The sequence below is a fragment of the Novosphingobium sp. SG720 genome, from assembly GCF_012275365.1.
Lineage (GTDB): Bacteria > Pseudomonadota > Alphaproteobacteria > Sphingomonadales > Sphingomonadaceae > Novosphingobium > Novosphingobium rhizosphaerae.
In genome coordinates this window covers 1-25,981 of record NZ_JAAZQN010000012.1, presented here as the reverse complement: position 1 = coordinate 25,981, position 25,981 = coordinate 1, and the positions used below count along the sequence as shown (strand labels likewise).

Genomic DNA, 25,981 nt, shown 5'->3' with positions numbered 1-25,981 from the left:
CCAAGGTAGCGATGGAGGCGATCTGGGGCGATCTGACGCTGGCGGAATTGGCGGCCAAGCATGGTGGATCGGCGCGTGGAAGCGGCAAGCGATGGACGGCATGGCCAGCCTGTTTGACGGTGGCGATCAGGCTGCGAAGGCGTCCCGCGAAGCCGAAATCGAGAAACTGCACGCCAAGATCGGCCAGTTGCTGGTGGAGCGGGATTTTTTGGCACGAGCCTCCGGTCGATGAGCATGGATCGGAGGCGAAGGATGGTCGAGCCGGACAACCCGGACCTGTCGATCACGGCGCAATGCCGCCTGCTCTCGATCAGTCGGTCGGGCTATTATTACGCACCGGTGCCAGAGAACGGCCCGATGTTGGCGCTGATGGGCTTGATCGATCAGGTGTTCATGGACTGCCCATGGCATGGCAGCCGCCAGATGGCCCGTCACCTGCAGCGGATGAGCCATTCGGTAGGCCGTCGCCGAGTACGGCGCCTCATGGCGAAAATGGGACTGGCAGCGATTTACCAGCGCCCACGCACCAGCGATCCGCACCCTGAGCACCGGATCTATCCCTATTTGCTGCGCGATCTGGCGATCACGCGACCCAACCAGGTGTGGTGCGCGGATGTGACGTACCTGCCGATGCGGAGGGGCTTCCTTTACTTGGTGGCCATCATGGACTGGGCCACGCGCAAGGTGCTTGCCTGGCGCATCTCGAACACGATGGATGCCGGGTTCTGCGTCGAGGCGCTGCAAGACGCCATGGCCCGCCACGGCAAGCTGGACATTTTCAATACGGACCAGGGCAGCCAGTTCACTGCCCAAGCCTTCACCGGCGTGCTGCGGTCGGCGGAGGTGCAGATCAGCATGGATGGCCGGGGCCGCTGGATGGACAACGCCTTCATCGAACGCCTGTGGCGGTCCGTGAAGTATGAGTGCGTTTATCTCCACGCCTTCGAGACCGGCAGCGAACTGCGGGCGGGGCTTGCGCGCTGGTTCACCTACTATAACCACCATCGGTCCCATTCCGCGCTTGCCGGTAGGACACCAGCAGAGGCATATGGGCACATCGGCCCATCAGATCATGGGGGGCATGCCCCCCATGATCTGATGCCCGAACTTGCGGCATGACGACACCGGCTCGAGCTTAACTTCGCCGCAAACCTGTCCAGGAAGACGGCACCACCTCAGTTCACATGCTTTGTAAAGCCTGGACGGCTTCTGTAATCGGTCAAGGTGCCATCCAGTTGGCGCGTCGCGCCGAACTGCGAGGGATACCTATCCGAAAATCACAGTAAAACCCGCACTGCCGGCTGGCCGCTACAGCCTACTATGGAATGCACTCAGCCCGCCAGCAGCGCTAACCTCGGATACTACACCACGTGCGGGGACGTGATCCGCTATTTCGGGGACAATAGAATGGATGGGAGCTTTGGCCAGAAACCCTCGCCTCCGCAGCTCCCATCCGGCTCAAAACTTCATGCCGACCCTGACACCATAGGTGCGCGGCGGGCGCAGATTGGCGGTGTTGAAGAGGCCGAACGGCACAGGAAAAGTGGAATTCATAACGGTCTTATCGAATATATTGTTGACATACCCGCCAATCGAGAAGCGATCACCGGCAGCGTGATAGACGCCTTGAACATCGGCCATCCAATAGGCTTTCTGATATTGCTCTGCCAGGAATTGCAGGCCAGTGAGCGTATCGGACTGATAACGCGCGGAGCCATCAAAAACCAGACGCGCTCCACTGGCGAAGGGAATGGTTTCCTGCAAACCCAGAACAAGCTTCCATTTGGGCGCGTTGGGCGGCCGCCTGTTCGAGCAGTCAACCACATAGATGGTCGTCGGCGCACCAACCGTGCTGCATCCTGTCCCATTGTTGATGCCGCCATTCGAATTGGGCGTATTATAAACGAAGCTGTTATACACGGCATCGAGAAACTGCACATCGGCGCTCAGCAGCGTGTTCGCAGTGGGCCGCAGCCGCATCTCGACCTCGGCGCCCCTCATTCTGGCGCGCCCGACGTTCTCTGTCCCGAAGATCGAGTGGCCCTGTGAATCATACGTCAGATGCGAAATCTGTTGATCCTTGTAAAGCCAGTCGAACAATTCCAGATTGATTTGCAGGCGGTTCCTGAAAAATCGGTTCTTGGACCCGAACGTCAGGGCACCGATTGATTCAGGGCGGAAAACTCCGGCATCGGTGGTTGTAAAAAAGCCGCCCGATTTGAAGCCTGTCTCGTAACTCACATAGAGCAGATTCGATGGCGTCACGTCCCAGTCCGCCGACAGACGGTATGTCGCCCGGTCAAAGCTGGCGTGCCTGGCGTTCGCGCCGGTCAAATTAATGTCTGTGGGAACGGTGATCGTGCCGTCCGGCGCCGGATTGAAATCCAGAGCGGGCGGCGTCAAAGCATAGGGGATGACCGATGCGGTCGGGCATCCCGGAACATAAGTGGGGAAATAGCTGGTGGGGTTGAGGCAGATACGCGTCGTGCCGTAAGAAACCGCACTATATTTCTTGTCTTCGGTCGTATAACGTCCACCGACACCCAGACGAAAGTTTTCGCGCACCGTCCATGTCAACCTACCAAATGCAGCCATGCTCGAAATATTCTGCGTATAGTTTTCGAAAATGGCATTCGCCTGTTCATTGACGCTGAACAGTGGAATTTCATTCTTCTCGTTATAATAGAACAGCCCCATGATCGCCCGGAGAGGCCCGATATCATTTAGAGCCAGCCGGCCCTCCATGCTGAATTGCCTGTCATGCTCCACTTGCCGCAGATAGAAGCCGGGGGCGTCCGACAATTGATCGATATTGCTGCGCCGATATGCCGGAACGAGAGTGAACGTCCCGATGGGGGCCTTGTATTCGATGGTGGATGCAATCCCCCAGAAACTGTTGCGCTGAAACCGGCCAGCCGAAATCGGATCGAACGTGCGGCCTAATATGGGGCTCGGTTGCGACGCATAATAGGCGCGCGCCTCCGGCGATTGGATACCGTAGCGGTTATCGATGCCCAACTGAACCGGGATCGCGCCAACACCAATATTATGCTGGCGGAAATAATCCCCCGTAATAGTGATGCTCAAGTTGTCCACGGGCTTTAATAGCAGCGATGCGCGACCACCCAGATCATTCTGGTCGTCGCTGCCGTCCTTCATGTAGCCATTGTGACGGACAAATGTACCGGCAACGCGCAGCGCCGCGTTTTCTTGCAAGGGCGCATTGATGGCGCCGTTGGCGGAGAGGGCATTATAATTGCCATAGTCTGCGTCGGCATAGCCCTCGAACGCCCCCAACACGGGCTTTTTCGTAATGACGTTTACAGCGCCGCCGGTTGCGTTGCGGCCGTAAAGCGTTCCCTGCGGCCCTTTCAACACCTCCACCCGGTCAAGATCGTAGAAGAAGCCGGTCGTCGACGATGGGCGCCCCAGATAGACCCCGTCCACGTTGAAAGCGACCGCGCCATCTGCAAGCGCCGTACCCGAGAAATTGCCGACGCCGCGCAGATAGAACAGCGAATAGGGACCACCCGCTGATATCACTTCCAGCGCCGGAACGATGTTGCTCAGCTCGGTGGGCTTGGAGATGCCTGCTGCTCTCAGCGATTCTCCAGAAACGGCACTGACCGCGACAGCTGCACGCTGCAGGTTTTCCGATCGGCGCTGCGCCGTCACGACTATATCCTGAATACCGTGATCGGCTGTGCTGGTGGCGGCTGTTTTGACACCATTGGCGTCCTGCGCCTGCGCAATGTCGTTGATGAACAGAAATGCCGCGGTACTAAGAAGTAATGTCCTTTTTCTCATGATAATCCTCCCTTGGTTCTTTTTTGGTTTCGTTCTCAAATCTTCGTTTGAGTAATGCTATTTTTCTTGCCGCTTAAAACACGCAATGGCAGCGGCAACCCCACCAGAGCACCGGTCTGTTTTTCCATCTGCCTCCACATTCCCTCTCGCATCCGGTGATTTCAGGCCACCGTCGCTCGACACTCGAAATCATCACGCGCGATGGGCAGATCACGCAGGCGCCGCCCGTTGGCCGCAAAGATCGCGTTAGCCAGCGCGGGAGCAGCAACAGTCGCCGCCGCTTCGGAAATGGTGCTGGGTGGATCATCGCTCGGCATCTGGATGACAGTCAGCGCCGGGCAATACTGCAACGTCAGCAATCGGTAATCAGCAAAGCCGGTCTGCTCCACCCGCCCCTGGGCGATCGAAATCCGCCCCCAAAGCGCCGCGCCAAGTCCGAACAGGAAACCTCCCTGAGTCTGCGCTTCCACAACGTCGGGGTTGATGACAATGCCATTGTCGACGGCCAGCACAGCGCGGCGTATCTCAAAGCCGCTCTTGCTTGCCGCAACCTCGACAATGGCCACCGTAACCGCATCTGACATATTGGTTATGGCAATGCCGCGACCGATACCCTTGGCCGGCTTCTTGTCCCAACCGATCTCCCGCGCGGCACGATCAAGAGCCGCAAGGAAGCGCGGCTGCCCGCTCAACAGCACTTTGCGGAACGCGAGAGTGTCCTGCCCTGCGGCATAGGCCAGTTCATCGACAAAGCACTCGGTTGCAAACAGGTTGTTGGTCTGTCCTACCCCGCGGAACCAACCCGTCGGGATGGGAACATCGATCTTCGCTGATGCTACCTCCACATTGGGAATCGCATAGATGGCGTTGGACGGCGTCCCGTCCACGCTCATCAAGTCGAAAGGAGCGAAATTGAAACCGGATGCGCCGGCAGGGCCGGTCAGCTTGTCCAGTTCCTTCAGATCGATGCCATACTCACGGAAATAGCGTGCGTAATTGTCGAGCAAGGACTGGCTGGCGCAGCGATGGCTCCACGCCACAATCTTGCCATCCTTGACCGCTCCGCGCAGGGTGGAACGCGATGCGGGGCGATAGAAGCCGTGTTGAATGTCTTCGGAACGCGCGCGGATGGCTCTGACCGGACCGCCCATGATGCGCGAGAGGACCATAGCTTCCAGCTCGCCGTCGATCTGCGCCCTGCGGCCAAAGCTGGACCCGATGGGCTGCTGATGCACCCGCACCTTGTCGGCCTCGAAACCGTAAAGCAGCTTGGCGGCGTGATAGATCATCGCTGGCGATTGCGTGCTTGACCAGACGTCGATGCCATCCGGGCGCACATGGGCAATCGCACTGGTGGGCTCCATGCAGGCATGATCGAGGTAAGGGGTGGAATATTCGGCCGAAACCGCGAGGACGCCAGGCTGGGCAAAACCAGCGGCAGGATCACCCACCTTGTGTGCGGGAATCAAGGCGTTCCGTCCCTGCCCCTTGCCCGCCACGCCGTTGCGAAGCATGGCATCGATCTTGGCGTCATCGATCACCGCCGCAGGATCCGGGTTTTCCCATTCGATGACCAGCGCATCAGCCCCTTGCAGCGCGCTCCAGCTTGTCGAGGCGATGCAAGCAACCGCATGGTCGAGCGCGATCACCCGCGTCACCCCGGCTACGGCCAGCGCCGCCTTGCTATCCACGGCCTTTACCCGAGCACCAAACTGCGGTGCGTGAACAAGCGCGGCCTGCACCATGCCGGGTACAGTCTTGTCAAAGCCGTAGCGGGCTTTGCCGGTGCATTTGTCAGCCATATCGATCCGGGCCTGCGGTTTGCCCAGAATGGCCCAGTCGGCACGCGGCTTGAGCGGCACATCCTGCGGCACGGGGAGACTGGCGGCGCCCGCCACAAGACTGGAATAGGGCGTTGAGCGCCCGTCTGGACCATGGACTTCGCCTGCCACCGCCCTGCATGCCTGCGACGGCACTTTCCACTCCTGAGCCGCCGCTTCCACCAGCATCTGCCGCGCCGCCGCGCCCAGTTGACGCAATTGCAGATATCGCCCCTTGAGGCTTAACGACGCGCCGGTCTTGAGCATGCCAAAGGCGGGGTTGGTATAGATCGGGCGGGCGGTCATCGGGACCGTCGTTATCCTGCCCCAGGGGATTTCCAGCTCCTCGGCAACCAGCATCGCCATGGCGGTGTTGGTCCCCTGCCCCATCTCCGCCTCGGCGTTGACCAGCGTAACCATGCCTCGCGCGTCGATGCTCAGCCATGCGGAGAAGACCTGTTCGGTCGCAACCGGTTCTGGCACACCGAAAGTCCGGGCGATCCCGCGATCGCCGCAGGCCAATGTCAGAACGACAGCGCCCGCCCCGCCCAGAAACCGCCGACGATCAACCTGCAGCGCTTCAGTCATGGATCTTTGCCCCATGTCCGGCCGCCACCATCATTGCAAGGCGAACTCGGGAAAATGTGCTGCAGCGGCAAATGTTCGTCATTTGCTGCAATAGCTCCGCAGGCTGCGCGCCCGGGGCTTCATCCACCAGCGCGGCAGCCGCCATGATAAAGCCGGACTGACAGAAGCCGCATTGGGCGACAGCGTTCTCGATCCATGCCTTCTGAACCGGATGGAGACCGCCGGGCGAAGACAATCCCTCAATGGTGGTGACAGGCCCCGAGACTTCGCCAATCGGCGTCACACAGCTACGCACGGCCTTGCCCGAAACATGGACCGTACAGGCGCCACACACGCCAATGCCACATGACAATTTGGTTCCGGTGAGCCCCAGCTCTTCGCGCAGCGCCCACACCAACGGCATTTCCGGCGGAACGCGTAGCTCTCTAGGCTCACCATTGACGGTCACCGTAATAATGTCTGCCACCTCCCTCGTCCTCCCTGAGGCGGCATCATAAATCGTGGAAAAGATAAGACAAATTTATATATGATATATTGCAATATCCATCATGTTTATTTTATGTCCTCAAAGCCGCTCGTCGATCAGCACACCCGCATTCTTTGAGAGAGAGAGAGAGAGATGACGCCGCGGCAGGACGCGCGCCTCTACTCCCGCGCCGGCCCACGCCCCGATGCGGTTGTTTTCTTATTTTGGGCCGTCCGACATGTGCGCTTGCCAATTTTGTACAAAAATTTCTGCGAGCAGATTGCGGAACCATCGATTGCCTGGATCTGCATCGGTACGCCTATGCCAACACATGAAGAATTCTACAGGCGGAATATAAAAGGGCAAAGGACGCGACGTCAGCGAGAAGGACGTCGGGATGACCTTGGCGACATAGGCCGGCAGGGTGGCGACAAGATCGGTGCCCTGCAGCATGAAGTAGACGGACGAAAATCGCGGCGTCACCATGGTTACCTGGCGTTTTAAACCCATTGAGGCTAGTGCATTGTCGGCAACCCCCCGGAAATCACCGCGGAACGAGACCAGCAAATGCCGCGCATTAATATAGTCGTCGAGCGCACCTGATCTGCCGGGCATGATCGACTGATCATAGACCATGACATAATCGGCATCGGCCAGCTTTTGAGTATGCAGCCAGCTCGGGGCTTGGCCCGGCAGCACCGTGAGCATCACGTCAATGTCTTCGCGATCCTTGTAGGGGAGCGGCGAGCCATCGCTGTTGACCAGCCGCAGCCGAGCCAATGGCGCTTCCTGCGAAAGACGTTTGATGATCGCCGGCCCCATAAACGGTTCAAGGTCATCCACCGTGGCAATGGTAAAGGTGCGGGTCGACTGAGCAGGATCGAAGTCGGAAGAGACTTCGATGGCGCTGCGCAGCCTAGGCAGCAGAGGCCGGATACTATCTGAGAGTTCCAATGCGCGCAGCGTTGGCGACATGCCTGCGCGACTGCGAATGAAGAGCGGATCGTCGAACAAAGTTCTCAATCGCGTAAGAGAGGCGCTAATCGCCGGTTGGCTGCGCCCAAGCCGCACGGCAACGCGCGATACGCTGCGTTCCTCGAACATCGCTTCAAGCACCAACAGAAGATTTAGATCCATCCGGAGCAGAGGGTCAGCCATCATGAATTCCGTTTATAATTTTCGCGGTGCCGTTTATGAAGACTTATATAAAAATTCATTTCTATTGGCTTTACCGATAGGCGGCTCGGCATCAAAAGCGTCAGAACCGATGGGACGAAGGCGCGCACATGGGTTGTTACCTTGGCGTGGCATAGGCTGGCTCAATGCCTGACAAAGACGGCGGGCATTGGCCACCTCTAACAGAGGTGGCTCGGTCAGCCTGAACAGCGATTGGCCACGGATAAGTGGATCGTCTGCGGGTTGTTGTTTTCATATGCCGGTGGTGGGCCTCATGGAAGAAGCGCGTAGCCCGACTGGAATGATGCCCACCACCGGAGCCAAAGTCATGCTGCCATGGTCGTGGGCAGATTGTCAAAATAGGTTTGGTCGGGCGTTCGGGCCCCCAGGCTCGAATGCGGCCGCTTCTCATTGTAAAAACGCAAATATCGGCCAATTCCATTCCGTCGATGCCCGGCGTATGGGCGCCGCTTGACGCCAATACGACCCGAGCGGCCTCGGCAAGCCACACCTGATCGGCAATGAGCCGGAGAAGGCGATCAAACCGACGGATCGGATCGCTCTGGGCCCATGTCGCGAGCTTGTGCTGCATTTCACTGATTATCAAAGGTCTTCACCTCATTTGGTCAGGTAGTTTGCACTTCAAGCAGATTGAAGTGCCCCCCCTCGCCATGTGACAGGCTTTCCCGGTCGCGGACTACTGCGGGGACTCCGCCAGCATGGTGGACATCGGGGCCAACTCCCTTGGCATTCCATCATGCCTTCCCTCGTTCATATGCTGGACTTTCACGCGCTGGGGAGGCTGCCGGTCGCGGTCCTTGTCCTTGCGTCCTGCAAGTCGATGCCGATGCCATGGCCTGGCTGCGTTCTCTCCATGACTCCATGCGGGCGACCTACATGTACGACCGCAATCGGATGTCGCCGACATACGTGTCCGGCGCCATCATCAGCATTCCGCCTGTTAAACCGTGTAGGCGAAGGCGACATTTCAGCCCTCGGATGCGGATTAACCGGTTCGTGTTCCTCAACCTTCCAGCGCTACAGCCTCGGGGACCATCTCGGCGTAACGGCTTCACCTCAATCCCCTTTACCTGCGGGCTACGTCACCCTGCCAGTTGACGGCAGGTCACCGCCGCTTGGGCTCATGCCCCCTCGCAGCAGAGGGCATGGCATTCATTCAATTCCTCCTTTCTCCTTCGCATTCCAGTCATATGCTCGCGAGGCGCACTGTAACTGATGTCGGTGACCCACACCTGATTGGGCCGCGCGATCGGCAATTTCCGCAGCAAATACGGATAGATCCTGTGCCCAGGCGGGGGCTTCGATGTGTTGGGGCGGCGATAGATCGCCTCGATGGCCATCCTCTTCATCAAGGTAGCGACGTGGCAGCGGCCAATCGCGGTGCCCTCCTGGCGCAGCAAATCACGCAGCATCCGGCTGCCCGCAAACGGGTATTCCAGATGCAATTCGTCCATCCGCCACATGATACCCAGGTCGGTGGCAGACACGGGCGCTGGCAGATAATACACGCTGCTCCGGCTGATCCCCAGTGCCCGGGCCTGGCGCGCCACCGGCAGGCCGTGTGACCGATCGATCATCGCTTTGCGCTCGGCAACAGACCCGCTTTGCCGAGCGCGCCTGCCAAAAAGATCCTATGCAGACCGCCAGGATTAGCCGGCATTCTGACGGCAGTGTCATTCAGGAGATTGACCATGACGATCGAACAGGAGCTTGCTTTCCCACCATCGAACACCCAGACCGTTTATGCGGCGATCGAACTGAGCAAGAAGGACTGGGTCATATCCGTGGCGCATCCCGGCCAGCCGAAGCCGAGCATCTATCGTCTGCCAGGCGGTAATTTTGATGCGCTGGTGGCACGACTTCGCAAGGTTGCCGGATCAATCGCAAGAATCGTGATCTGCTATAAGGCGGGCTATGATGGTTTCTGGTTGGCCCGGCGCCTGACCCGTTCAGGGATGGAGTGTCGCGTGCTGGATCCGGCCAGCCTGCAGGTGAACCGCCGTGCACGCAGAGTAAAGACGGATCGTATCGACGCCCTGATGTTGCTCCGGGCCGTCATTGCTATCGACCGTGGCGACCATCATGTATGTGCTGTCGTGCGCGTTCCCGATGTCGAAGAGGAAGATGCGCGCCGATCACACCGCGAACGGCAGCGCCTGGTCGATAGTGTTGAAAAACTTGGCCTTGCAGTAATCGCATAGTCCTGATTCACTGTGCCTGTCGTTGGGAGACAGGCTGATGATGGGTGCTCGGACGGTGGTGCAGGAGGCGCTGTTTTACAGCTTCAGCCTCGAGGACCACGTGCCGCAAGGCCACCTGCTGCGGGCGGTTGACCGCTTTGTGGACCTGGATGGTATCCGGGAGAAGCTGCGGCCATTCTATAGCGAGACGGGCCGCCCTTCGATCGATCCCGAGCTCATGATCCGGATGCTGCTCATTGGCTATTGCCTGGGCATCCGGTCAGAGCGGCGCCTGTGCGAGGAAGTGCATCTCAATCTGGCCTATCGCTGGTTCTGCCGCCTCGGCCTTGATGGAGCGGTGCCGGATCATTCGACCTTCTCAAAGAACCGCCACGGCCGCTTCCGGGATAGCGACTTATTGCGGGAATTGTTCGAAATGACTGTCACGCGCTGCATCGAGGAGGGATTGGTCGGTGGCGAGGTTTTTGCCGTTGACGCCAGCCTGATCAAGGCCGACGCGAACCGCCAACGCGGTGTGCCCGGCGAGGAGGGCTTGCCCCCGGACATCGTCAACCATGCTGCCCGGGAGTATATGGAGGTGCTCAATGCCGCAGCGTTTGGGGCTGCATCGCCCGTCACGCCCAAATATCTGTCGCCTGCCGATCCCGCGGCGCGCTGGACAAGCGCCCATGGCGGGCAAGCCTTCTTCGCTTACAGCACCAACTATCTCATCGATTTGGCAAACGCCGTGATTGTTGACGTTGAAGCCACCACGGCCATTCGTCCCGCCGAAGTGACAGCGCAGCGAACGATGATTGACCGAACACAGGAACGTTTTGGTATCTGGCCCCAGCGTCTGGCCGCCGATACTGGTTATGGCGATGCTGCCAATATCGCCTGGCTTGTCCATGAGCGCGGCATCGAACCGCACATCCCTATTTTCGATCACGTGGGGCGCCGGACCGGAAGTTACCAGCGCACCGAGTTCCGCTACGATCACCGACGCGATCTCTATGTTTGTCCTGGCGGCAAAGAGTTGTTCCCGCGTCGCAGGAACTTTGCGGCGCTGCGGGGCGACGTCGATTAGGACGGGTTTATCCGCTACCGCGCCAGCAAACATGACTGCGACGCCTGTGCTCTCAAGCCACAATGCTGCCCCGGTCAACCCAACCGCAAAGTGGCCCGATCTCTCCACGAAGGCGCACGCGACTTGGCAAGGGATCTGTCCCAAACCGACGCTTATGTCACATCCCGCCGCGAGCGGAAAAAGGTTGAGATGCTGTTCGCCCACCTCAAACGCATCCTGAAGCTGGATCGCCTGCGCCTGCGAGGTCCAAACGGTGCAAAGGACGAGTTCCTCCTTGCAGCCACCGCTCAAAACCTCCGCAAGTTGGCAAAGCTGATTCCGATGCCCGCCGCCCCGGCGCTCGCATAACCGGGACGGGCCTTCCAGACCGTGCCCAAGCTGGTACCAGCCTCGATCTCAGTGGCGGGTTTTTCAACAATATCGGTCCACGAGCGTACTGCGCATATTAATCGGATCAAAGGCCTGCTTTTTGGCCAGGGGATAAGGGGCATCGAACCGAAACTGCGCGCGACGCAAATTGATTTTGCTTCCCTTGTCACCGCGGAAGGCAGATCGCTTCCCGAACGTCTGCTCCATGAACTCGAACGTGAATATTCACGGCTGGCTCTGGTCGAGGAGCAGATCCGCTGCGTTGAAAAGGAGCGCGATATGGCGGACGCGCAAGACCCTGCCATCGAGCAGAAGCGTCAGATGCTTCGCCTGTTGCCCGGGGTTGGCCGAACGACTGCCGCGATTATGGCACGGGAAATCTTCTCGCGCCAGTTCAGCAGCCGTTCGCACCTGGGATCCTATCTCGGGCTGACGCCAAGTGCCTACGACAGCGGCTCTACCACGAAATGCCAGGGCATCTCAAAAGCCGGCAACAGCTGGGCCCGGCGCATCCTCGTCGAGATCGCCTGGATCTGCAGCACAAACATCCCGAAAGCCCGCTGACGAAGTGGTCCAGGGCACGAACACAGGGACAATCGTCGCGCATGCGCCGGGTCATGCTGGTGGCCATGGCCCGCAAGCTGGCGATGACGCTCTGGCGCTATGTCGAAACCGGCCTCGTTCCTGAAGGACTGACAATGCCGGCCAAGGCCGCTGCGACTGGCTGATCCGCGTTTGAAAGTTCAGGCCCCGGCCAGGGCCTGAAAGCGGGGTGACGGGCGTCGAGAGTACGATTGGTGCGAATGCACCGGCAAAAAGTGTGAAACCGTCCCCTTGAGCGTCTGATACCAAGGTGCAATGATCAGAACCCATGTGCCCATTGGCGCATCCCGATCGATCCACCTTAAGGTGAATAACCGCCGACCAAGGCAACATCGATCATCCCCAAGTGATAATCCTTGGCAAAAGCGGGGAAGGATCGCATCACGACGCCAGTTCTGCGCGGAGCGAAAGAGGCGTTACAATTAACGCCAGACCCGCACCATACATCGCCTTGAGAACGAGTGCAGGCACCGGCGCGATCGAGGGTGCTCCCACCAGCCAGACAAAGACGGCGATCGACGCCGTGCCAATGAATGCGGATCCCACCGCCAGGATCAGCCCCCGCGGCAGCAATTTGGCGGGCAGGAAAGAGCGATGGCCAATCCGCGTCAGCGCCCCTGCCTTCAACTTTCGCCGGGCGAGCGCGCCGGGAACGAGAACACTCATAAATGTGGTCATGAAGCTTTGCGGCAGAAAATCGGCTATCCATTGCCCGAAACCCCAAAGCTGCACCGGCCCATCCAAACCAAATACGACAAGAAATACAACCGCAGAGATAACGGCGTTTATCACGACACTGATGCGGGTTTCATTGCGAACATAGGCTTCCATGGCAGGGAGACTGCTCATCGTTTCACACTCCAATCCGACATGCGCAGCACAGCGCATCGCCAAAGTCGCACCCACGACACGCTTAAAAACCGCCCAACCTATTTCTTGTTGCACGACACACCATCATATTCTCCAATATAGTTATTTGCAATTAAATTCCATTTAAACTGGAAATATCTTTTAGAAAAATATATATAAAAATATTGCCCATATGAATATAGAATGTTCATCGGCGAATCTATTTCAGATGTTGTTAGATAATTTTAAATTATCAGAATTTAGTTTGTAAAGTCAGCCCATATGTACGCGGCGCCCCATAAGATGCCACCGAGCTAGTATTACTGGAATTGGAATAGAGCAGAACCGCCTCGTTTCCGATATTTCTGACCCATCCTCGAAGGCTGAACCTTTCGTCCGCAGTGTTGAAGGTGATCGATGCGTTCACCATCTCGAAGGACTTCTGCCTGCGCAGATTATCGACATTTGTAAAATATCCATCGTTATGATTCCAATCGACGGAGAAAACCATATCCCCGGCGCCGACAGGCAAGGTGTAGAGCCCTCCAAGGCTCGTGCTGAAGTCAGCCGTGACCGGGATCCGATTTCCACGCGCATTGAAAAGGGTCTGAATAACACCCCCCGCCGGATTGGGCGTGTTCATCAGTGCATTGGGGAAATCGCCAAAACGGTCATGAATCACCGTCGCGCCAAAGTTCAGTTTCATGCGCGAACTGATGATGGCCTCACCGTCAATGTCGAGGCCGTAGATTTTCGCCGATGGCCCGTTGACGATGCCAACCGTTCCGGTGGGAAGAGGCTTAGGCACCTGGATATTGGTGTAATCATAATAGAAAATGGCGGGATTGAAGCGCAGGCGTCTGTCCAGCAGATCCATTTTCAGTCCAGCCTCATAGGCATCGAGAACTTCAGGTTCGAACGCAGGCTGCTCAGGCGTGCCTAGATTGAACCCGCCAGCCTTGAACCCGCGATTGTACGAGGCGTAAAGCAGGATATTATTGATCTTGTGATCGACACTCACGCGCCACGTAAGCTTGTTGAACTGCTTGGACTGATTGCCAGTGCCAGGGGGCAGGAGGTCGATAAAGGACCCGTCAGGCAGCTGCGCAGAACTCATGCCGTCAATGCTGCGCCGCTCTGACGTATAGCGTAAACCGCCTGTGATATTTGTCGAAGGTCCAACCGGTACGGTCACCTGACCATATCCCGCGTAGGAATCGGTCTTCACAGTCCCAGTGGTTCGCATCCGAGAAAATGGAAAGAAGGGAGAACCCGGCTGGTCCAATGGAAAGCCAATGACAAGATCGCTGGGAACATAGGCGCTGTACCCGTGGAAATAGAAGCCACCCAAGACCCACTTGATATAGGATGATTTATTCGATTGAAGCTGCAGCTCCTGGCTAAACTGCCGGTCGTTCTGCTTGACAAAAATGCCTAGCGCCGGGACCGGAGTGAGATCGAAATCGAAAGCAAAATTGGTGGTTGAGCTGCGATAGGCCGAGATACTGACGAGTTGGATGCTGCCCAGACCTTGGTCGATCCTCATCGCCGCGCCGCCGCTGCTGCTATTCTGTTTCGGCTCGACATTGGTGTTGACATCCCACGGCGAACCTGTTCTGGCCAGACCAAACAGTGGTTGTTCACCGGGGAAATCCCGAAATGCGGGATTATTTCCGCGCGTCTGTGAATAGTCGCCGCTCAATCGAATGGCCGTATTGGGTCCAGGCTCCCACAACAGCTTGGAGCGCAGGCCAATGTCGCTGTCGGTCTTGTTAACGTCGCGCCCGGTTGCCAGATTCGTTCCAAAGCCCTTACCCTGATGGCTGCCGACAAACGAAATATCGATGGCAGCATTATCGGAGAGCCCGGTTGTGAGATAGAGGCTTCCTGAAAGTGTTTGGTAATTTCCATAAGACAAACTGGCCGAGCCGCCAGGCGTCCTGGAAGGATCTTTCGTGACGATGTTGATGAGACCACCCGTGGCGTTGCGCCCGAACAACGTGCCTTGCGGTCCCTTCAACACTTCAACTCGCTCGATATTGTTGAATGAGAACAGGGAGGCCGAGGAAGCGGCATAATATACGTTGTCGACATAGACCGCGATGGAATTTTCAAGACCCGGCCCAAATGTGGAGGCGCCGATCCCGCGGATTTTGGGCAGGAAATAGCCCGAGGCATTATTGACGGTCAGCGCCGGCGTAACAGTCGCCAAAGCCTGCGCATTGGTGATACCCGCGCTCGACAACCTCATTGCACTTACAGCGGTGACCGAGATAGGCACGTTCTGCAGATTTTCGGCACGGCGCTGCGCCGTGACCACAATTTCTTCCACAGTCGCTGGTCTGGCGTTGATATCCGGCCTAGCTGAGACCGCCGTCTGAGCATGTGCCGGAACAGCCAGAGCCGACGCGAGCACGCATGTGGACAGTAAAAGATAAGTTTTCATTATGGTTCCCTCCCATGGTTATAAACCGCCCGCTCTTTGACGTTGGCCGCGTTGACGGCCACCGACATTGCCGCCGCGGCCCTGATCCGATGGATGCAAGGGCAGTCGGTCAAAAAGGGGGCGTTTTACAATGGCCGCCTGTTCATCAGGTCGGTCTTCTCTCTTGTTTTCAAAATTGTCATACGGCAGCGATGACTATACTGGAAATCGATATTCCGCATGGTCCTATTCATCGAATTAATGGGAAGGGCTGTAGCTGGTGACGTGACCATCCCGGCTCCTCGCTCGTGCACATTTGCAGTTCAAATATTAGCTCCCTGAGCCATTTGTGGCCAGAGTCGTACTGATTGCGGGAATGCCACAAGGCCAGCGCGCCAACGGGCGCCATCGGGATGGGCGGCGGCACAAAACATAAGTCAGGCCAATCCCGAAATGCACTGGCGGTGAGACTATCGAGGACCGCGATGAGATCCGTGCCCAGCACGGCGGCGGGCACTGCAAGGCTATGGGGGACCTGAAGCGCGACCCTCCTGCGAATACCGATCGCCTGCACCTCATAATCGGTAACGAGACCTGACCGCGCCCCCGCGACCTGAACATGTGGCAGTTCCTTGAAGGCCTCCAGACTCAGCGCCCCGTCCTTCAATCGCGGATTGCGCCGATCCACCACGCAGGTCATGGGAATGGTGAAAAGCGTACGACTTTGCAGTTCGGCTGAAATTTCAACGAAGGCGTTCAGGGCAAGGTCGATCTTTCCGAGCCGCAATTCTTCTGTTGCCTCAGCCGCTGCGAGGTCGACGACGATCAGGTCCATCTTGGGCGCAAGCCGCCTTAATGCAGGCATCAACAAAGGGAGCACACCAAAAGCCGCCACATCCGACATACCCAGAATAAAACGGCGATCAGACTCGGTGGGGACGAATTCGATCTTTTGGTTCATTGCGGCGCGCAATAGCGCGAGCCCCTCTATGATATAGGGGGCCAATTCCTGCGCACGCGGGGTCGGCTGCATCCCTGAACCGTCACGACAGAATAACTCATCATCTAAGAGATGCCGCAACCGTTTGAGCGCATGGCTCATGCTTGGCTGGCTCAAACCGATCGCGGCTCCGGCATGTGTTACGCTCCCGTGCTTCAGCAAGGCTTCGAACGCGAGCAGCAGGTTCAGGTCAACGCCCGCTAGATTGACTGGTGCAGACATGATTTATGCGATCTTTAAGACGGCTGATCTGTGCGATCCAGCCTTCTTCAGTCAAAACCGTCAGAATGCGGGTCCAGATGCCCAGGCAATTCCATCTCGTCGGAGAGCCGTCATTGACTGGACAGTCGGTCCAGCGACCAATACACCTGCGCAAGCGGATAACACCAGATATCACATGTCGGCCATCAAACCGCGGTGCTTCGGGCGGGCGATCAGTCAAACGTGGTCCGATCACTGCGCACGCCCGATCCGACAACCAAAACAGCAAACACAACATCCCAAACAGCCTCCGGCTTCAGCAGAGAATCCCAAATTCAAGGGTCTCGAGAGTTTTCAAAATCAATTTCGAGTTTGAGCCTGAGCCATACCCATTTCCCACCTCCGGCAAAGCATCGACAATGAAAGCGTCCCAAGCACTCCATGGCCAGTTCGCCCCTTCGCCGCCTGCCCCGCGCCAGAGCGTTCAAGGCGCCGCCTGCTCCTCCTTGACCAACCTTTCGATCGCCCGTCGTGCCATCACAGCGCCACCGTCGCCTGACAGTAACCAAGGGCGAAGTTTCCAAAAGTCCCGGCCCCGCATATTGTCTTGCACGGCCTTTATCATTGGCCCGTCCTCGGTTGTGAAAGCCGCCATCACGGCACGGGTCGTGATGTCCGTCATCGCCTGGTCCTCAAGGGCCCAATTGCGAACGGCCCGGAACACGTAATGGGTCGAATCGGGGGTTGCCGGGGTCAAGGCGTGGATGGCCTCGATCTTCAGCTCTTTGGTTGTCCGATCAAGCCGCGAGGATGCCCCCGATGAAATGACCAAACGCGCCGGGGGCGACCATTCGACCTTGAGCCAGCCATCTGAATGCGCACCGCCCTCTGGCAAGAAAGGGGCGAACAGAGCCATCGCCTGACTATCCTCCCAGGTCCAAAGGCTGGTGATTTTATTGCCTTCGCGTGTGATTTTAGGGGTCTGCCCTGTAACCGCCCCGCCGGTTCCAAGCAGGCCGGGGTGCAGAAAATCGGCGTGGCTCAGATCGAGCAAGTTATCGATCACAAGCTGATAATGGCCTGACGAGTTGAACAAACCTTCCGCAACGGCGCTTGCCGGCAGATCGAGGAAATCCAGTTCAGGAATGTCGTTGGTGGGATAGCCAAGGCCCGTCCACAACCAGACAATGCCGCGATCCGCCTTAACGGGATAGCTTCGCAATGGCGCCGCTTTGGGAATAACCCCTTCACCATGGGGGTTCCGGACACAATGCCCTTTGCTGTCAAATTCCAGCCCATGATAAGGACACGTGATGATACCCTTATCGATCCGCCCCATACTCAATGGAGCAAACCGGTGCGGGCAAACATCAGACAGCACACTGATGTCATTCTGAGAATTTCGGAACAAGACCAGAGGCTCGTCCATCACCTCGCGCGAGATCATTTGGCCCGGTTCAATCTCGCTCACCAAGGCAACCGGGTACCACGCCTCACGAATATAGTTCGGGTTCATGATGCTCTCTCCCAGTTGGCTGGCGCTCGTTGACGGATGCAAGACCACCGCACCGCAGGACAGCGCCAGCCTTTTTTATAACGACCTAATGCGTAAACTATGGCTTGGGCGAAAAGAATCCCACTGACATCCCCCCATCGATGCCGATCGCCTGGCCGTTGATTGATCGCGCGGCCGGGCTTGCCAGAAACGCATAGGTCGCCGCAATCTCATCGGGTTCCGGGATATGCCCGGTCGGCATTCCGGCGCGCATCGCTTCCACCGGGATACCATAAACCGCCGACGCCTCGTGCAACATAGGCGTGTTAATGGGCCCCGGAGTGACGCAATTGGTGCGGATACCATCGCGTCCATGATCGATTGCCATGCAACGGGTTAGGTGGATCAACGCCGCCTTGCTCACCGCATAAGCAACCGCATTGGGCACGTAGCGGTGTCCCGCGAGCGCCGCGGTAAACAGAATTGCCCCGCCGCCACGCTCCCGCATAATCGGCACCGCTTCGCGTGCCAGTCGAATGCCCGCCATAAGATTGACATCCAGCACGCGCTCGAAATCAACATCTGGCACCGTCTCGACCGTGCCAGATGTCCCGATTGCGGCATTGTGGATCAGAACATCCAGACCACCGAACAGCTTGGACGCCTGCCCTACAATCATCTCTCCGCAACGCGCATCCGCAAGATCGATCATTATGGCCTCGGCCCGGCCTCCGGAGCTGCCAATCTCCTCAAGAACGCCGTCGCAGGATACGCGGTCACATAGGAGCACGCGATATCCCTCGCGTGCAAAGCGCAGCGCGGTCGCCCGCCCTACCCCCGAACCCGCCCCAGTGATAGCCGCGACCCGGCTTGATACCGGGGCCGTCACGACTTGCCACTCCGAAAGAGGAACGTGAGCAAGAAGATGAGGATGCGGGGGCTGAGGAGCTTCAAACCCTTTCGCGCCTCATCCGGTGACAGGCGTGCAGACATTGGCATGGTGCCGAAAACCTTGCCCTTGATCACAAGCTCGCCCGAGGAAATATCGAGCGCCGTCACCTCCATGAGGCTGCTTCGATCCTGCGAGAGTATCTTCACGAGATCACCTTGTCGAAATCCATGCCCAGATCGTCAAACATGCGGATTGCCGTACCGCGGCCCGCGCCGAACACGCCGCCACCGGGATGGAGGAAGGGACCGACAAGGTACATCCGCTCAACCCCGGGCACCGTATAGTTGCCAAGGTCGGGCGTTGGCCGGTGCGCCGCGAACTGATTGAGATAGGGGGCGCAGCCGTGGATGTCGCCGCGCTGGAAACTGGGCGAGCTTCGTTCCAGATCAAGCGGCGAGTCCGAATGCACGGCAATGATGTTTTCAGCATCAAGGTTGTGGCAGAACAGTCCGATTTCATCAATTATATGCTGCTGATGCTGCTCCTTGATGCGATCCCACGCCGCAGCGCCGCCATCGGCAAGCTCATAAGGTGCATAGGAAAAGGCGTAGAAGGTCGCCTTGCCTTCAGGAACGCGCGTCGTATCCGCCACCGATGGCGAGGAGGCCCCGATCAAAGGCTTTTTAGGCAAGCGACCATATTTCATGTCGTCAAACTTGCGCAGGAAATCCTCCATCCCACCCGAGTGCAGTTCGACCACGTAACCATCATCGACATTCTCGTCGCTCTTGAAGCGCAGCGGTTCATTGAGCGCGGCATGGACGGCGAAGGCACTGTAGGCCGCCTGCTGCACACGCTCGGCGCGCTGAACAACGCCTGTGTCGAGCCCATCGATGAACCGACCGAGCAGATGCGGGTGGATCGCGCCGATGACGGCGTCGCGCGCCATGATTTCTTCATTATTGGCCGTCCGCACGCCGGTTGCGCGGCCCCCGCTGACGATGAGTTTGGTAACCGGTGTATCGCAGCGGATCTCGCCGCCATGGCTCTTGATGCAATCGGCAAGCGCCCGCGACAATTCGCCGCTTCCGCCCACTGCCGCGCCGCACCCGTAGCGTTCGATGGCCGCGACAAAAAATAGCAGGCCAATCCCGGTGCCACGCTCGAAGGGCGCCGCCAGATTCTCGCTCAGCAATTTGAGGAAATGCATGCGGACTTTTTCATTCTTGAAGCGATCGCTCACCAGATCCCAGGCACTGCGCTGCAGGATGTCCAGCATCACGCGGCCTTCAAGGCTTTGATCCAGCATCGCAAACGTCGCACCAAAAGGTGCCGGCGGGACGAACATGCCAGCCGTAAGCATGGGCAGGAGCTTGGCGCCAAGAGCGGAAACTTCCGCGTAGGCCTGCGCGTCTTCGGCAGAGAAACGGGCGATCTCCGCCACATTGGCGGCCGGGTCCATGAACATGCTGATTGAGGAACCGTCCTCGAAGATCGACACGAACGGGCGCTTGGGGAAATTGTATTTCAGGCCGAATTTCGACTTTAGCCCCAACTCATCATTCACAATCAGCGGATTGGCCTGAAGCATGATGTGGCTCATGCTGTGCTGGTCATGCCTGAAGCCGGGAACCGTCAACTCCCGTGTGACCACGCCGCCGCCGAAGAAGGGTTTCGCCTCAAGGACGATGACCTGCTTTCCCGCTTTGGCAAGGTAAGCCGCAGCGACCAGGCCATTATGCCCGCCCCCAACAACAACGATATCATGTTGCGCCATGGACATTTCTCTCCGTTCACTATCGATTCGTTGACTCACTTTAAATGACAGTTTAAATCGAGGCAACAACTTCGCGATCTCAGATTGCCGGGGGAGCAAGTTGGACGATACATCGGTTGCGCCAGGGGGAGATAACATGACCGCCAATCGGCTGAAGAAAGGCCCAGGAACCACACGCGCCCGTATCGCCGAAGCGGCTACCAAGCTGTTCTTTTCACGAGGCTATAACGACGTGCGAATAGCCGAGATCGCAGCTGCCGCTCACAGCAATATCGCCTCGGTCAACTATCACTTCGGAAGCAAGGAAAGCCTGTTCGCCGACATCTTTACCGCTGAATGCGAGAAGGTGGCGACGGCTCGGTCGGATCGGCTGGAAGCGTTGCTCCGGGCGAATACAGCCCCCATGCTCGAAGACGTTGTGCGAGCATGGCTCGATCCGGTTTTCGAAAATCACGCGATCACCGAAAACAGAATCATTTTCACCCATCTCATGGGGCTCGTTCTCTGGTCCGACGTCAACGACAAAATCAGAGAGACGATGTCCAAATCGCTCGCTGTCGTGGATCAACGCTACATTGAGGTCCTCGCCCAGATCCGTCCCGACCTCTCACGCGATGTAATTGCCTGGCGCATGTTCGGTGCGCTGGGCGCCTACTCACTCACACTGGGCCATCCAGAACTCATCGATCAACTTTTTGCCGGCGCCACCAGCAGCAAGCATGCCACTGATCGATTGGGCGATCATCTCTTGGCCTTCATTACCGGCGGGCTGGCAGCTGCGGCCCCGCCTTCCGACTCAAAGGATGGAAACCAATGACCTTGAGCAAAGATATGCGCGCCGTTCGCTACCACCGGCGCGGAACGCCTGATGTCCTCATTCTGGAGGAAGTCCAGCGCCCTGTTGCCGGTCCGGGTCAGGCGCTGATCCGGGTCGAGGCAGCGGGGGTAAATTTTGCGGACGTCGTGCAGCGCGGCCATGGCTATTATCCGGCATCCATCACTTTGCCCGCTATCGCGGGCAGCGAGTTCATAGGCTGGATCGATAGCGTAGGCCCGGGCGTCACGCTTCAAACGGGAACTCGGGTCATCGGCTCCTGCCCGGGGGCCGGTTACGCCGAATATGTCGCGGTGCCCGCCGTGCAATTGGCATCTGTCCCCGAGGATTTGCCCGCGGCGGTTGCGCTCGCACTGTTTATCCAAGGCCTGACGGCGTGGTTCATGCTGACAGAAGCCGCGAAATTGGCCGCCGGGGAAGCGGTGCTGATCCCAAGCGCAGGAGGTGGGGTCGGCTCTTTGGCCGTGCAGATCGCCGCTGATCTTGGCGCAGGCCATATCGTGGCATTGGCAAGTTCCGAGCAGAATCGTCATTACGCACAGACAGCGGGCGCTACTGCCGTGATCGACTCATCTCAATCGGACTGGTCAGACGAACTCACTCGGACGCTTGATGGGCGAGCGCTGGATATCGTCCTCGACCGCGGCGGCGGAAAGTCGATGTTGGCTGGCCTTTCACTGCTTGGGCCGTTTGGTCGATTGGTTGTGTTCGGCTCTTCCGATGGCCAACTGCTGGATGTGCCGGTCGGTGATCTTTTGGAACGCAGCATCAGCGTTACCGGCTTCTTTCTGGCCACCTATTTCGCCCATCGTCCCCACGTACTGGGTGCTGCGCTGGACGCGCTCGTCCAGCGCTGGCGGGAAGGCCGCGTAAAACCGCTGCTGGGCCCCTCTTTCGCTTTGGGTGAGGCAGCAGCAGCTCACGCCTTGCTGGAAAGCCGGACCGCATCGGGCAAAATAGTTCTGGAAGTGTCATCGCAGTGATCCGAGCCACCGCGAGATGGCGTAGAGGCGCGCCTCGGTTCTTCGCCGGGCGCGTTCTACGATGTGGCCGATACCTTTCTTCGTGACAAAAAGAGGGGCGCAAAGGTTGAACTTTGCGCCCCTTCCATTTAGCCGCAGCGAGAATTACGCAACGATGCTGCGCTCCTCCACGATGAACAGGATCTCCGAACGGCGCTCCAAAAGCGGCAACAGCGTGGATTCGGCTTCCTCGATCGCCGAGCGATAGGCCGCGATGGCCTGATCGGCATCCTGTGCATCAAACCACAGACTGTCCACGCCCACATAGGAGCTGAGCGGGGCATTGGCGATGAAACCGGCGGGAAGTTGGGCCGCAAAGCCGTCGAGGCTGATGCTGCGCGTCATCCTACGCAGCATCGGTTTCAGGACGGAATGGTCGGCAATCCGCCTTGCCTCGGCTTGCCACTGCGCCTCAAAGCTTTCGGCGTCAGCCTTGCCATTGCTGGCGATAAAACGCATCAACTTCAACCGCGCGGTGCCGGGATGGGCCACCGGTTGTTCCTCCACCTGCGTTGCCAACAGGATAACCCGGCTTTGGCACACGAAGTTCAACTCATCGGGCTGAATGGTATCGTGGTAATATGGATCGGCAAGCGATCGGGCGAAGGCCGTGCCATCGGCAAAGCTGATCTCGCTAAATGAGTCGAAATCGGCACCAGAAATCCAGCCATCCTCCTTGGTGCCAAACGCGGCATCAAGGATGTGGTTTTGCATATATGTCTCCATGCTGCCCGGATTGTGCGCAACGGTCGCACCGTGGCAATGTTCAGCGTAGTACGAATACTCGGCATGGGTCATACCGGCCCGGCGACGACCGCCAATGATGATTTTCAGCATTTGTTGATCCTGATAAATGCTCCCACCGGCCAGATACGATTCCGGTGCGGTTGGGATCGGGTGGAATGGGCTCAAAAAAGCAGGCGTTGGTGAAGAGTCGCCTTCAGGCCACAGCTTGTTCGGCGCGGATCATCGCGGCCAGCTTGCGCCTTGCGCGGATCGCTCCTGTATCGGGCGACAGAACCAACGGCCTAAGGTCCATCAGTTCGGCACTGCCGACAGCGTGCTGTTGTGCCTCGACCATGGGCTTGTCTTCTTCCATGAAGACATGGGTAATCACCTCTGTCACGATGGCGTTGTATTCGGCATCATGCTGCCGAAAGCTGCGGCAATTGGCGTAGAAATAATGGGTGGTGGTGAGCGTTTCAGGCGTCATGATGTGAAATGCCGCGGCTCCCACGGGACTGTCATCTGGCCGCTCGATCTCGATGGTCAGGGCCATGGCGCTGGGGGCGGTCCAGATCACCTGGGTACGCTGACGGGCAGGCGTTGCCGGGTCGGGCATTTCCCGAGCGAAGGCGGGGGGCACACTGTCGCTGTCCACCTGCCAAGTGATCGTTACTGTGCGATCCTCCTCCTTCACCCCGGCGTTGGACCGTGAGATCGAACCTCCCCCCAGTGTGTCGGCATGCAGATAATCGACATGGCTGAGGTCCATAATGTTGTCACTAAGCAATTGGTAATTGGCCGCAACGTGCAACATACCACGCATGCGCCCGGTCTCTGGCGCGGCGGCCAGCAGCGTGTAGTCCGGGATCAAAGCCGGATCGGCCAAGGCGGCATCGCCCATCCACACCCAGATCATCAAGCCCGCCTCTTGGGTGGGAAAAGCACGGATGGCAGCGTTAGGTGCGATGCGCCCGTCGCCATGAGGATTGCGCGTGCATTGCCCGCCAGGGCCAAAGCGCAGCCCGTGATAGGGACATTGCAGTTCATCCCCTTGGCGCTGGCCCATGCTGAGCGGCACAAAACGGTGGCTGCACCGATCAGCCAGTGCAAGCACCACCCCATCCGTACCGCGATAAAACACGATGCGCTGTGACAGAATCGTGCGTGACAGCAGCGCATCTGGGCCCACTTCATCTGCCCAGGCCGCCATATACCAGGCATTTTGCAAAAAGCTCATTTTCACTCTCCCCAACTTTATGCTGGGAGTGAAGATAGCCACAGTTCTTCGGTGGCTTATATACCCGAAACTTTCTAAAATCGGCTCAATTCGCTCAACCCTGCGCTTTATGCTGCGCCTTCAGATAGTCGCGGGGCGACATGCCATAACACCGGACAAAGGCGGAGCGAAAGGCCCGTTCAGACTGATAACCGGCATTCTCGGCCAATTGCGCGATCGGCAGACGCTGGCTCAGCATCATATCGCGCGCAGCACTCAGCCGGACGCCCAGCACGTAATCCATGGGAGGCTGAGATAACAGTTCGGAAAAGCGGCGCGCAAAGGTTGATCGTGCCATGTTGGCCTCGCGTGCCATGGTATCCACGGTCCATTTCGCCATCGGCTGTGCATTTACCAGCGACAGGACGCCCCCGATCTGCGGATCGGAGAGGCCTTTGAGCCAGCCAGTGCCCGCGCCCGAATCGCTGGCGATCCAGGACCGCAAAAAGCTGGTGAACATCAGATCGGCCAGATGCGATGCAGTCGCCGTATAGCCGGGCAGATGCCCACCCTTCTGCTCAACCAGATAGGCGGAAAGGCTGGACAGCCATGGGAAGATGGTCTCCGCTTCTTGCCGGATAACAAATGAGGGCGGCAGGTCGGAGAGTACAGGGTTACGGTCAGGTTCTCGCAACAGATAGGCTAACGCCAAAATACGCGTGCGCGGCGTGCCATCCCCCATCGTGAGGTGCAAAGGCGCGTCGCGTCGCGGGGTTAAACGTCGCTGCGCCATTCCGCGAGAGCAGGTCGAGCAGCGCCAGAACCGGCGCATCAGGATCGCTGGCAAAGCTGTGGGGCGTGCCGTTGAGCACAATGGCGGTTTCGCCCGCCCCCAGCCACGTGCCCGGCGAACCCGCGGTGCATAACCAGCAACGACCTTCAAGCACAGTCAAGCTACAGGCGAAATCAGGCATTACCTGCGTCAGACCAAAGCCCCATTGGCCACCGAAATCAAACACCCCAATCGAATTGGAAAGCACCTTGATCGACAGCAGAGCGTTACCAAGCAAATCCATCTTGCGCCGCCAATTTCCTGTCCTGGGATGAGACGCACAATCTTAACCAATCAGCGGCGTGCAGCAAGCACCCCCTCCCCACGGTTGAGTGAAAGTTCATTACAAAACGGACCCTTCTAGATGGACACGTCTAGAGCCTATATCGATAGCAGAGTGGCCATTTTGATTTGGAGAAGTCTTTGAAACATGGCAGATTTGGCTTTATGCAGCCCATTCCTGTCGGAGCGAAAGCATTGTCACGATAAAGGCGAGACTGCTGTCTAGTTGCGGAACGTCATTGGGATCAGATAGGATGGGGCATCGCGGAGAACGCGTGGCGTTTCACCGCTGTCAGTGACGAGGTGCTGTGA

20 protein-coding genes and 5 pseudogenes are annotated in these 25,981 nt (G+C 58.2%); 7 read left to right on the top strand and 18 right to left on the bottom strand.

From position 1 onward, the window contains the following. A pseudogene (locus tag FHW94_RS22395) lies at nt 1-1,119 on the top strand (IS3 family transposase); the annotation flags it as partial. 339 nt (nt 1,120-1,458) lie between these two features. On the opposite strand, the gene FHW94_RS22390 reads toward FHW94_RS22395, so the two are convergent. The 7 genes and pseudogenes from FHW94_RS22390 to FHW94_RS22360 form a co-directional block, all read right to left on the bottom strand. Continuing rightward, nucleotides 1,459-3,807 carry a TonB-dependent receptor gene (locus FHW94_RS22390; protein WP_168558058.1) on the bottom strand — a complete coding sequence of 783 codons (2,349 nt, stop codon included), beginning with the start codon at nt 3,805-3,807 and terminating at the stop codon, nt 1,459-1,461. 161 nt (nt 3,808-3,968) lie between these two features. Then, complete coding sequence (locus FHW94_RS22385; protein WP_168558057.1) at nt 3,969-6,215, bottom strand: molybdopterin cofactor-binding domain-containing protein; 2,247 nt, start codon at nt 6,213-6,215, stop codon at nt 3,969-3,971. Beyond that, the gene (locus FHW94_RS22380; protein ID WP_168558056.1) at nt 6,208-6,681 is read right to left on the bottom strand and encodes a (2Fe-2S)-binding protein; all 474 of its coding nucleotides are present in this window, start codon (nt 6,679-6,681) and stop codon (nt 6,208-6,210) included. Before FHW94_RS22380 ends, FHW94_RS22385 begins: the two co-directional genes overlap by 8 nt. Nucleotides 6,682-6,900: 219 nt before the next feature. Further along, nucleotides 6,901-7,839, bottom strand: coding sequence for a LysR family transcriptional regulator (locus FHW94_RS22375; protein ID WP_168558055.1), 939 nt, complete (start codon nt 7,837-7,839; stop codon nt 6,901-6,903). A 344-nt stretch (nt 7,840-8,183) separates the two neighbouring features. After that, nucleotides 8,184-8,294, bottom strand: a pseudogene (locus FHW94_RS23520) (integrase core domain-containing protein); the annotation flags it as partial. Nucleotides 8,295-8,296: 2 nt separating this feature from the next. After that, nucleotides 8,297-8,464, bottom strand: a pseudogene (locus tag FHW94_RS23760) (group II intron reverse transcriptase/maturase); the annotation flags it as partial. A gap of 622 nt (nt 8,465-9,086) precedes the next feature. Then, a pseudogene (locus tag FHW94_RS22360) lies at nt 9,087-9,509 on the bottom strand (IS3 family transposase); the annotation flags it as partial. A 60-nt stretch (nt 9,510-9,569) separates the two neighbouring features. Between FHW94_RS22360 and FHW94_RS22355 the strand changes: the two are divergent. From FHW94_RS22355 to FHW94_RS23640, 4 genes and pseudogenes are all read left to right on the top strand, one after another. Beyond that, nucleotides 9,570-10,079, top strand: coding sequence for a transposase (locus FHW94_RS22355; RefSeq protein ID WP_168558053.1), 510 nt, complete (start codon nt 9,570-9,572; stop codon nt 10,077-10,079). A 37-nt stretch (nt 10,080-10,116) separates the two neighbouring features. After that, nucleotides 10,117-11,493: pseudogene (locus FHW94_RS22350) on the top strand (IS1182 family transposase). 21 nt (nt 11,494-11,514) lie between these two features. Further along, nucleotides 11,515-12,078, top strand: coding sequence for a transposase (locus tag FHW94_RS22345; RefSeq protein ID WP_168558052.1), 564 nt, complete (start codon nt 11,515-11,517; stop codon nt 12,076-12,078). A 41-nt stretch (nt 12,079-12,119) separates the two neighbouring features. Next, complete coding sequence (locus FHW94_RS23640; protein ID WP_282436644.1) at nt 12,120-12,242, top strand: hypothetical protein; 123 nt, start codon at nt 12,120-12,122, stop codon at nt 12,240-12,242. Between the two features lie 256 nt (nt 12,243-12,498). On the opposite strand, the gene FHW94_RS22340 is transcribed toward FHW94_RS23640, so the two are convergent. From FHW94_RS22340 to FHW94_RS22310, 7 genes are all read right to left on the bottom strand, one after another. Then, a complete protein-coding gene (locus tag FHW94_RS22340) occupies nt 12,499-12,966 on the bottom strand; it encodes a hypothetical protein (protein WP_168558051.1) in 468 nt (155 codons plus the stop codon). A gap of 253 nt (nt 12,967-13,219) precedes the next feature. Beyond that, nucleotides 13,220-15,412 (bottom strand): TonB-dependent receptor, encoded by a 2,193-nt coding sequence (locus tag FHW94_RS22335; protein ID WP_168558050.1) that lies wholly within the window; start codon nt 15,410-15,412, stop codon nt 13,220-13,222. A 229-nt stretch (nt 15,413-15,641) separates the two neighbouring features. Further along, nucleotides 15,642-16,613 carry a LysR family transcriptional regulator gene (locus FHW94_RS22330; protein ID WP_168558049.1) on the bottom strand — a complete coding sequence of 324 codons (972 nt, stop codon included), beginning with the start codon at nt 16,611-16,613 and terminating at the stop codon, nt 15,642-15,644. A gap of 463 nt (nt 16,614-17,076) precedes the next feature. Continuing rightward, the gene (locus tag FHW94_RS22325) at nt 17,077-18,108 is read right to left on the bottom strand and encodes an aromatic ring-hydroxylating dioxygenase subunit alpha (RefSeq protein ID WP_168558048.1); all 1,032 of its coding nucleotides are present in this window, start codon (nt 18,106-18,108) and stop codon (nt 17,077-17,079) included. Between the two features lie 97 nt (nt 18,109-18,205). Beyond that, nucleotides 18,206-18,976, bottom strand: a complete 771-nt coding sequence (locus tag FHW94_RS22320; protein ID WP_168558047.1) for an SDR family oxidoreductase — start codon at nt 18,974-18,976, stop codon at nt 18,206-18,208. Further along, entirely contained in the window at nt 18,973-19,185 is a 213-nt protein-coding gene (locus FHW94_RS22315; protein WP_172343187.1) for a hypothetical protein, read from the bottom strand. Before FHW94_RS22315 ends, FHW94_RS22320 begins: the two co-directional genes overlap by 4 nt. Next, complete coding sequence (locus FHW94_RS22310; protein WP_168558046.1) at nt 19,182-20,756, bottom strand: NAD(P)/FAD-dependent oxidoreductase; 1,575 nt, start codon at nt 20,754-20,756, stop codon at nt 19,182-19,184. Before FHW94_RS22310 ends, FHW94_RS22315 begins: the two co-directional genes overlap by 4 nt. A gap of 136 nt (nt 20,757-20,892) precedes the next feature. Between FHW94_RS22310 and FHW94_RS22305 the strand changes: the two genes are divergently transcribed. Then, the gene (locus FHW94_RS22305; RefSeq protein ID WP_168558045.1) at nt 20,893-21,573 is read left to right on the top strand and encodes a TetR/AcrR family transcriptional regulator; all 681 of its coding nucleotides are present in this window, start codon (nt 20,893-20,895) and stop codon (nt 21,571-21,573) included. Further along, on the top strand, nt 21,570-22,574 hold the full coding sequence (locus FHW94_RS22300) for a zinc-binding dehydrogenase (RefSeq protein WP_168558044.1): 1,005 nt from the start codon (nt 21,570-21,572) through the stop codon (nt 22,572-22,574). The genes FHW94_RS22305 and FHW94_RS22300 overlap by 4 nt, the downstream gene beginning before the upstream one ends. A 144-nt stretch (nt 22,575-22,718) precedes the next feature. On the opposite strand, the gene FHW94_RS22295 is transcribed toward FHW94_RS22300, so the two are convergent. From FHW94_RS22295 to FHW94_RS22280, 4 genes are all read right to left on the bottom strand, one after another. Continuing rightward, nucleotides 22,719-23,450, bottom strand: coding sequence for an EthD domain-containing protein (locus FHW94_RS22295; protein WP_168558043.1), 732 nt, complete (start codon nt 23,448-23,450; stop codon nt 22,719-22,721). 103 nt (nt 23,451-23,553) lie between these two features. Beyond that, complete coding sequence (locus FHW94_RS22290; protein WP_168558042.1) at nt 23,554-24,576, bottom strand: aromatic ring-hydroxylating dioxygenase subunit alpha; 1,023 nt, start codon at nt 24,574-24,576, stop codon at nt 23,554-23,556. Between the two features lie 94 nt (nt 24,577-24,670). Continuing rightward, on the bottom strand, nt 24,671-25,297 hold the full coding sequence (locus FHW94_RS23635) for an AraC family transcriptional regulator (RefSeq protein ID WP_168558041.1): 627 nt from the start codon (nt 25,295-25,297) through the stop codon (nt 24,671-24,673). Continuing rightward, nucleotides 25,236-25,631 carry a cupin domain-containing protein gene (locus FHW94_RS22280; protein ID WP_168558040.1) on the bottom strand — a complete coding sequence of 132 codons (396 nt, stop codon included), beginning with the start codon at nt 25,629-25,631 and terminating at the stop codon, nt 25,236-25,238. Before FHW94_RS22280 ends, FHW94_RS23635 begins: the two co-directional genes overlap by 62 nt. Nucleotides 25,632-25,981 lie beyond the last annotated feature (350 nt).

Bases quoted from the DNA above. Each gene is read 5' to 3' on its own strand.
- FHW94_RS22355 (WP_168558053.1), top strand. From the start codon at position 9,570: ATGACGATCGAACAGGAGCTTGCTTTCCCACCATCGAACACCCAGACC.
- FHW94_RS22330 (WP_168558049.1), bottom strand. From the start codon at position 16,613: ATGTCTGCACCAGTCAATCTAGCGGGCGTTGACCTGAACCTGCTGCTC.
- FHW94_RS22340 (WP_168558051.1), bottom strand. From the start codon at position 12,966: ATGAGCAGTCTCCCTGCCATGGAAGCCTATGTTCGCAATGAAACCCGC.
- FHW94_RS23640 (WP_282436644.1), top strand. From the start codon at position 12,120: ATGCGCCGGGTCATGCTGGTGGCCATGGCCCGCAAGCTGGCGATGACG.
- FHW94_RS22325 (WP_168558048.1), bottom strand. From the start codon at position 18,108: ATGAACCCGAACTATATTCGTGAGGCGTGGTACCCGGTTGCCTTGGTG.
- FHW94_RS22300 (WP_168558044.1), top strand. From the start codon at position 21,570: ATGACCTTGAGCAAAGATATGCGCGCCGTTCGCTACCACCGGCGCGGA.
- FHW94_RS22305 (WP_168558045.1), top strand. From the start codon at position 20,893: ATGACCGCCAATCGGCTGAAGAAAGGCCCAGGAACCACACGCGCCCGT.
- FHW94_RS22280 (WP_168558040.1), bottom strand. From the start codon at position 25,631: ATGGATTTGCTTGGTAACGCTCTGCTGTCGATCAAGGTGCTTTCCAAT.
- FHW94_RS22375 (WP_168558055.1), bottom strand. From the start codon at position 7,839: ATGGCTGACCCTCTGCTCCGGATGGATCTAAATCTTCTGTTGGTGCTT.
- FHW94_RS22310 (WP_168558046.1), bottom strand. From the start codon at position 20,756: ATGGCGCAACATGATATCGTTGTTGTTGGGGGCGGGCATAATGGCCTG.
- FHW94_RS22385 (WP_168558057.1), bottom strand. From the start codon at position 6,215: ATGACTGAAGCGCTGCAGGTTGATCGTCGGCGGTTTCTGGGCGGGGCG.
- FHW94_RS22290 (WP_168558042.1), bottom strand. From the start codon at position 24,576: ATGAGCTTTTTGCAAAATGCCTGGTATATGGCGGCCTGGGCAGATGAA.
- FHW94_RS22335 (WP_168558050.1), bottom strand. From the start codon at position 15,412: ATGAAAACTTATCTTTTACTGTCCACATGCGTGCTCGCGTCGGCTCTG.
- FHW94_RS22390 (WP_168558058.1), bottom strand. From the start codon at position 3,807: ATGAGAAAAAGGACATTACTTCTTAGTACCGCGGCATTTCTGTTCATC.
- FHW94_RS22295 (WP_168558043.1), bottom strand. From the start codon at position 23,450: ATGCTGAAAATCATCATTGGCGGTCGTCGCCGGGCCGGTATGACCCAT.
- FHW94_RS23635 (WP_168558041.1), bottom strand. From the start codon at position 25,297: ATGGGGGATGGCACGCCGCGCACGCGTATTTTGGCGTTAGCCTATCTG.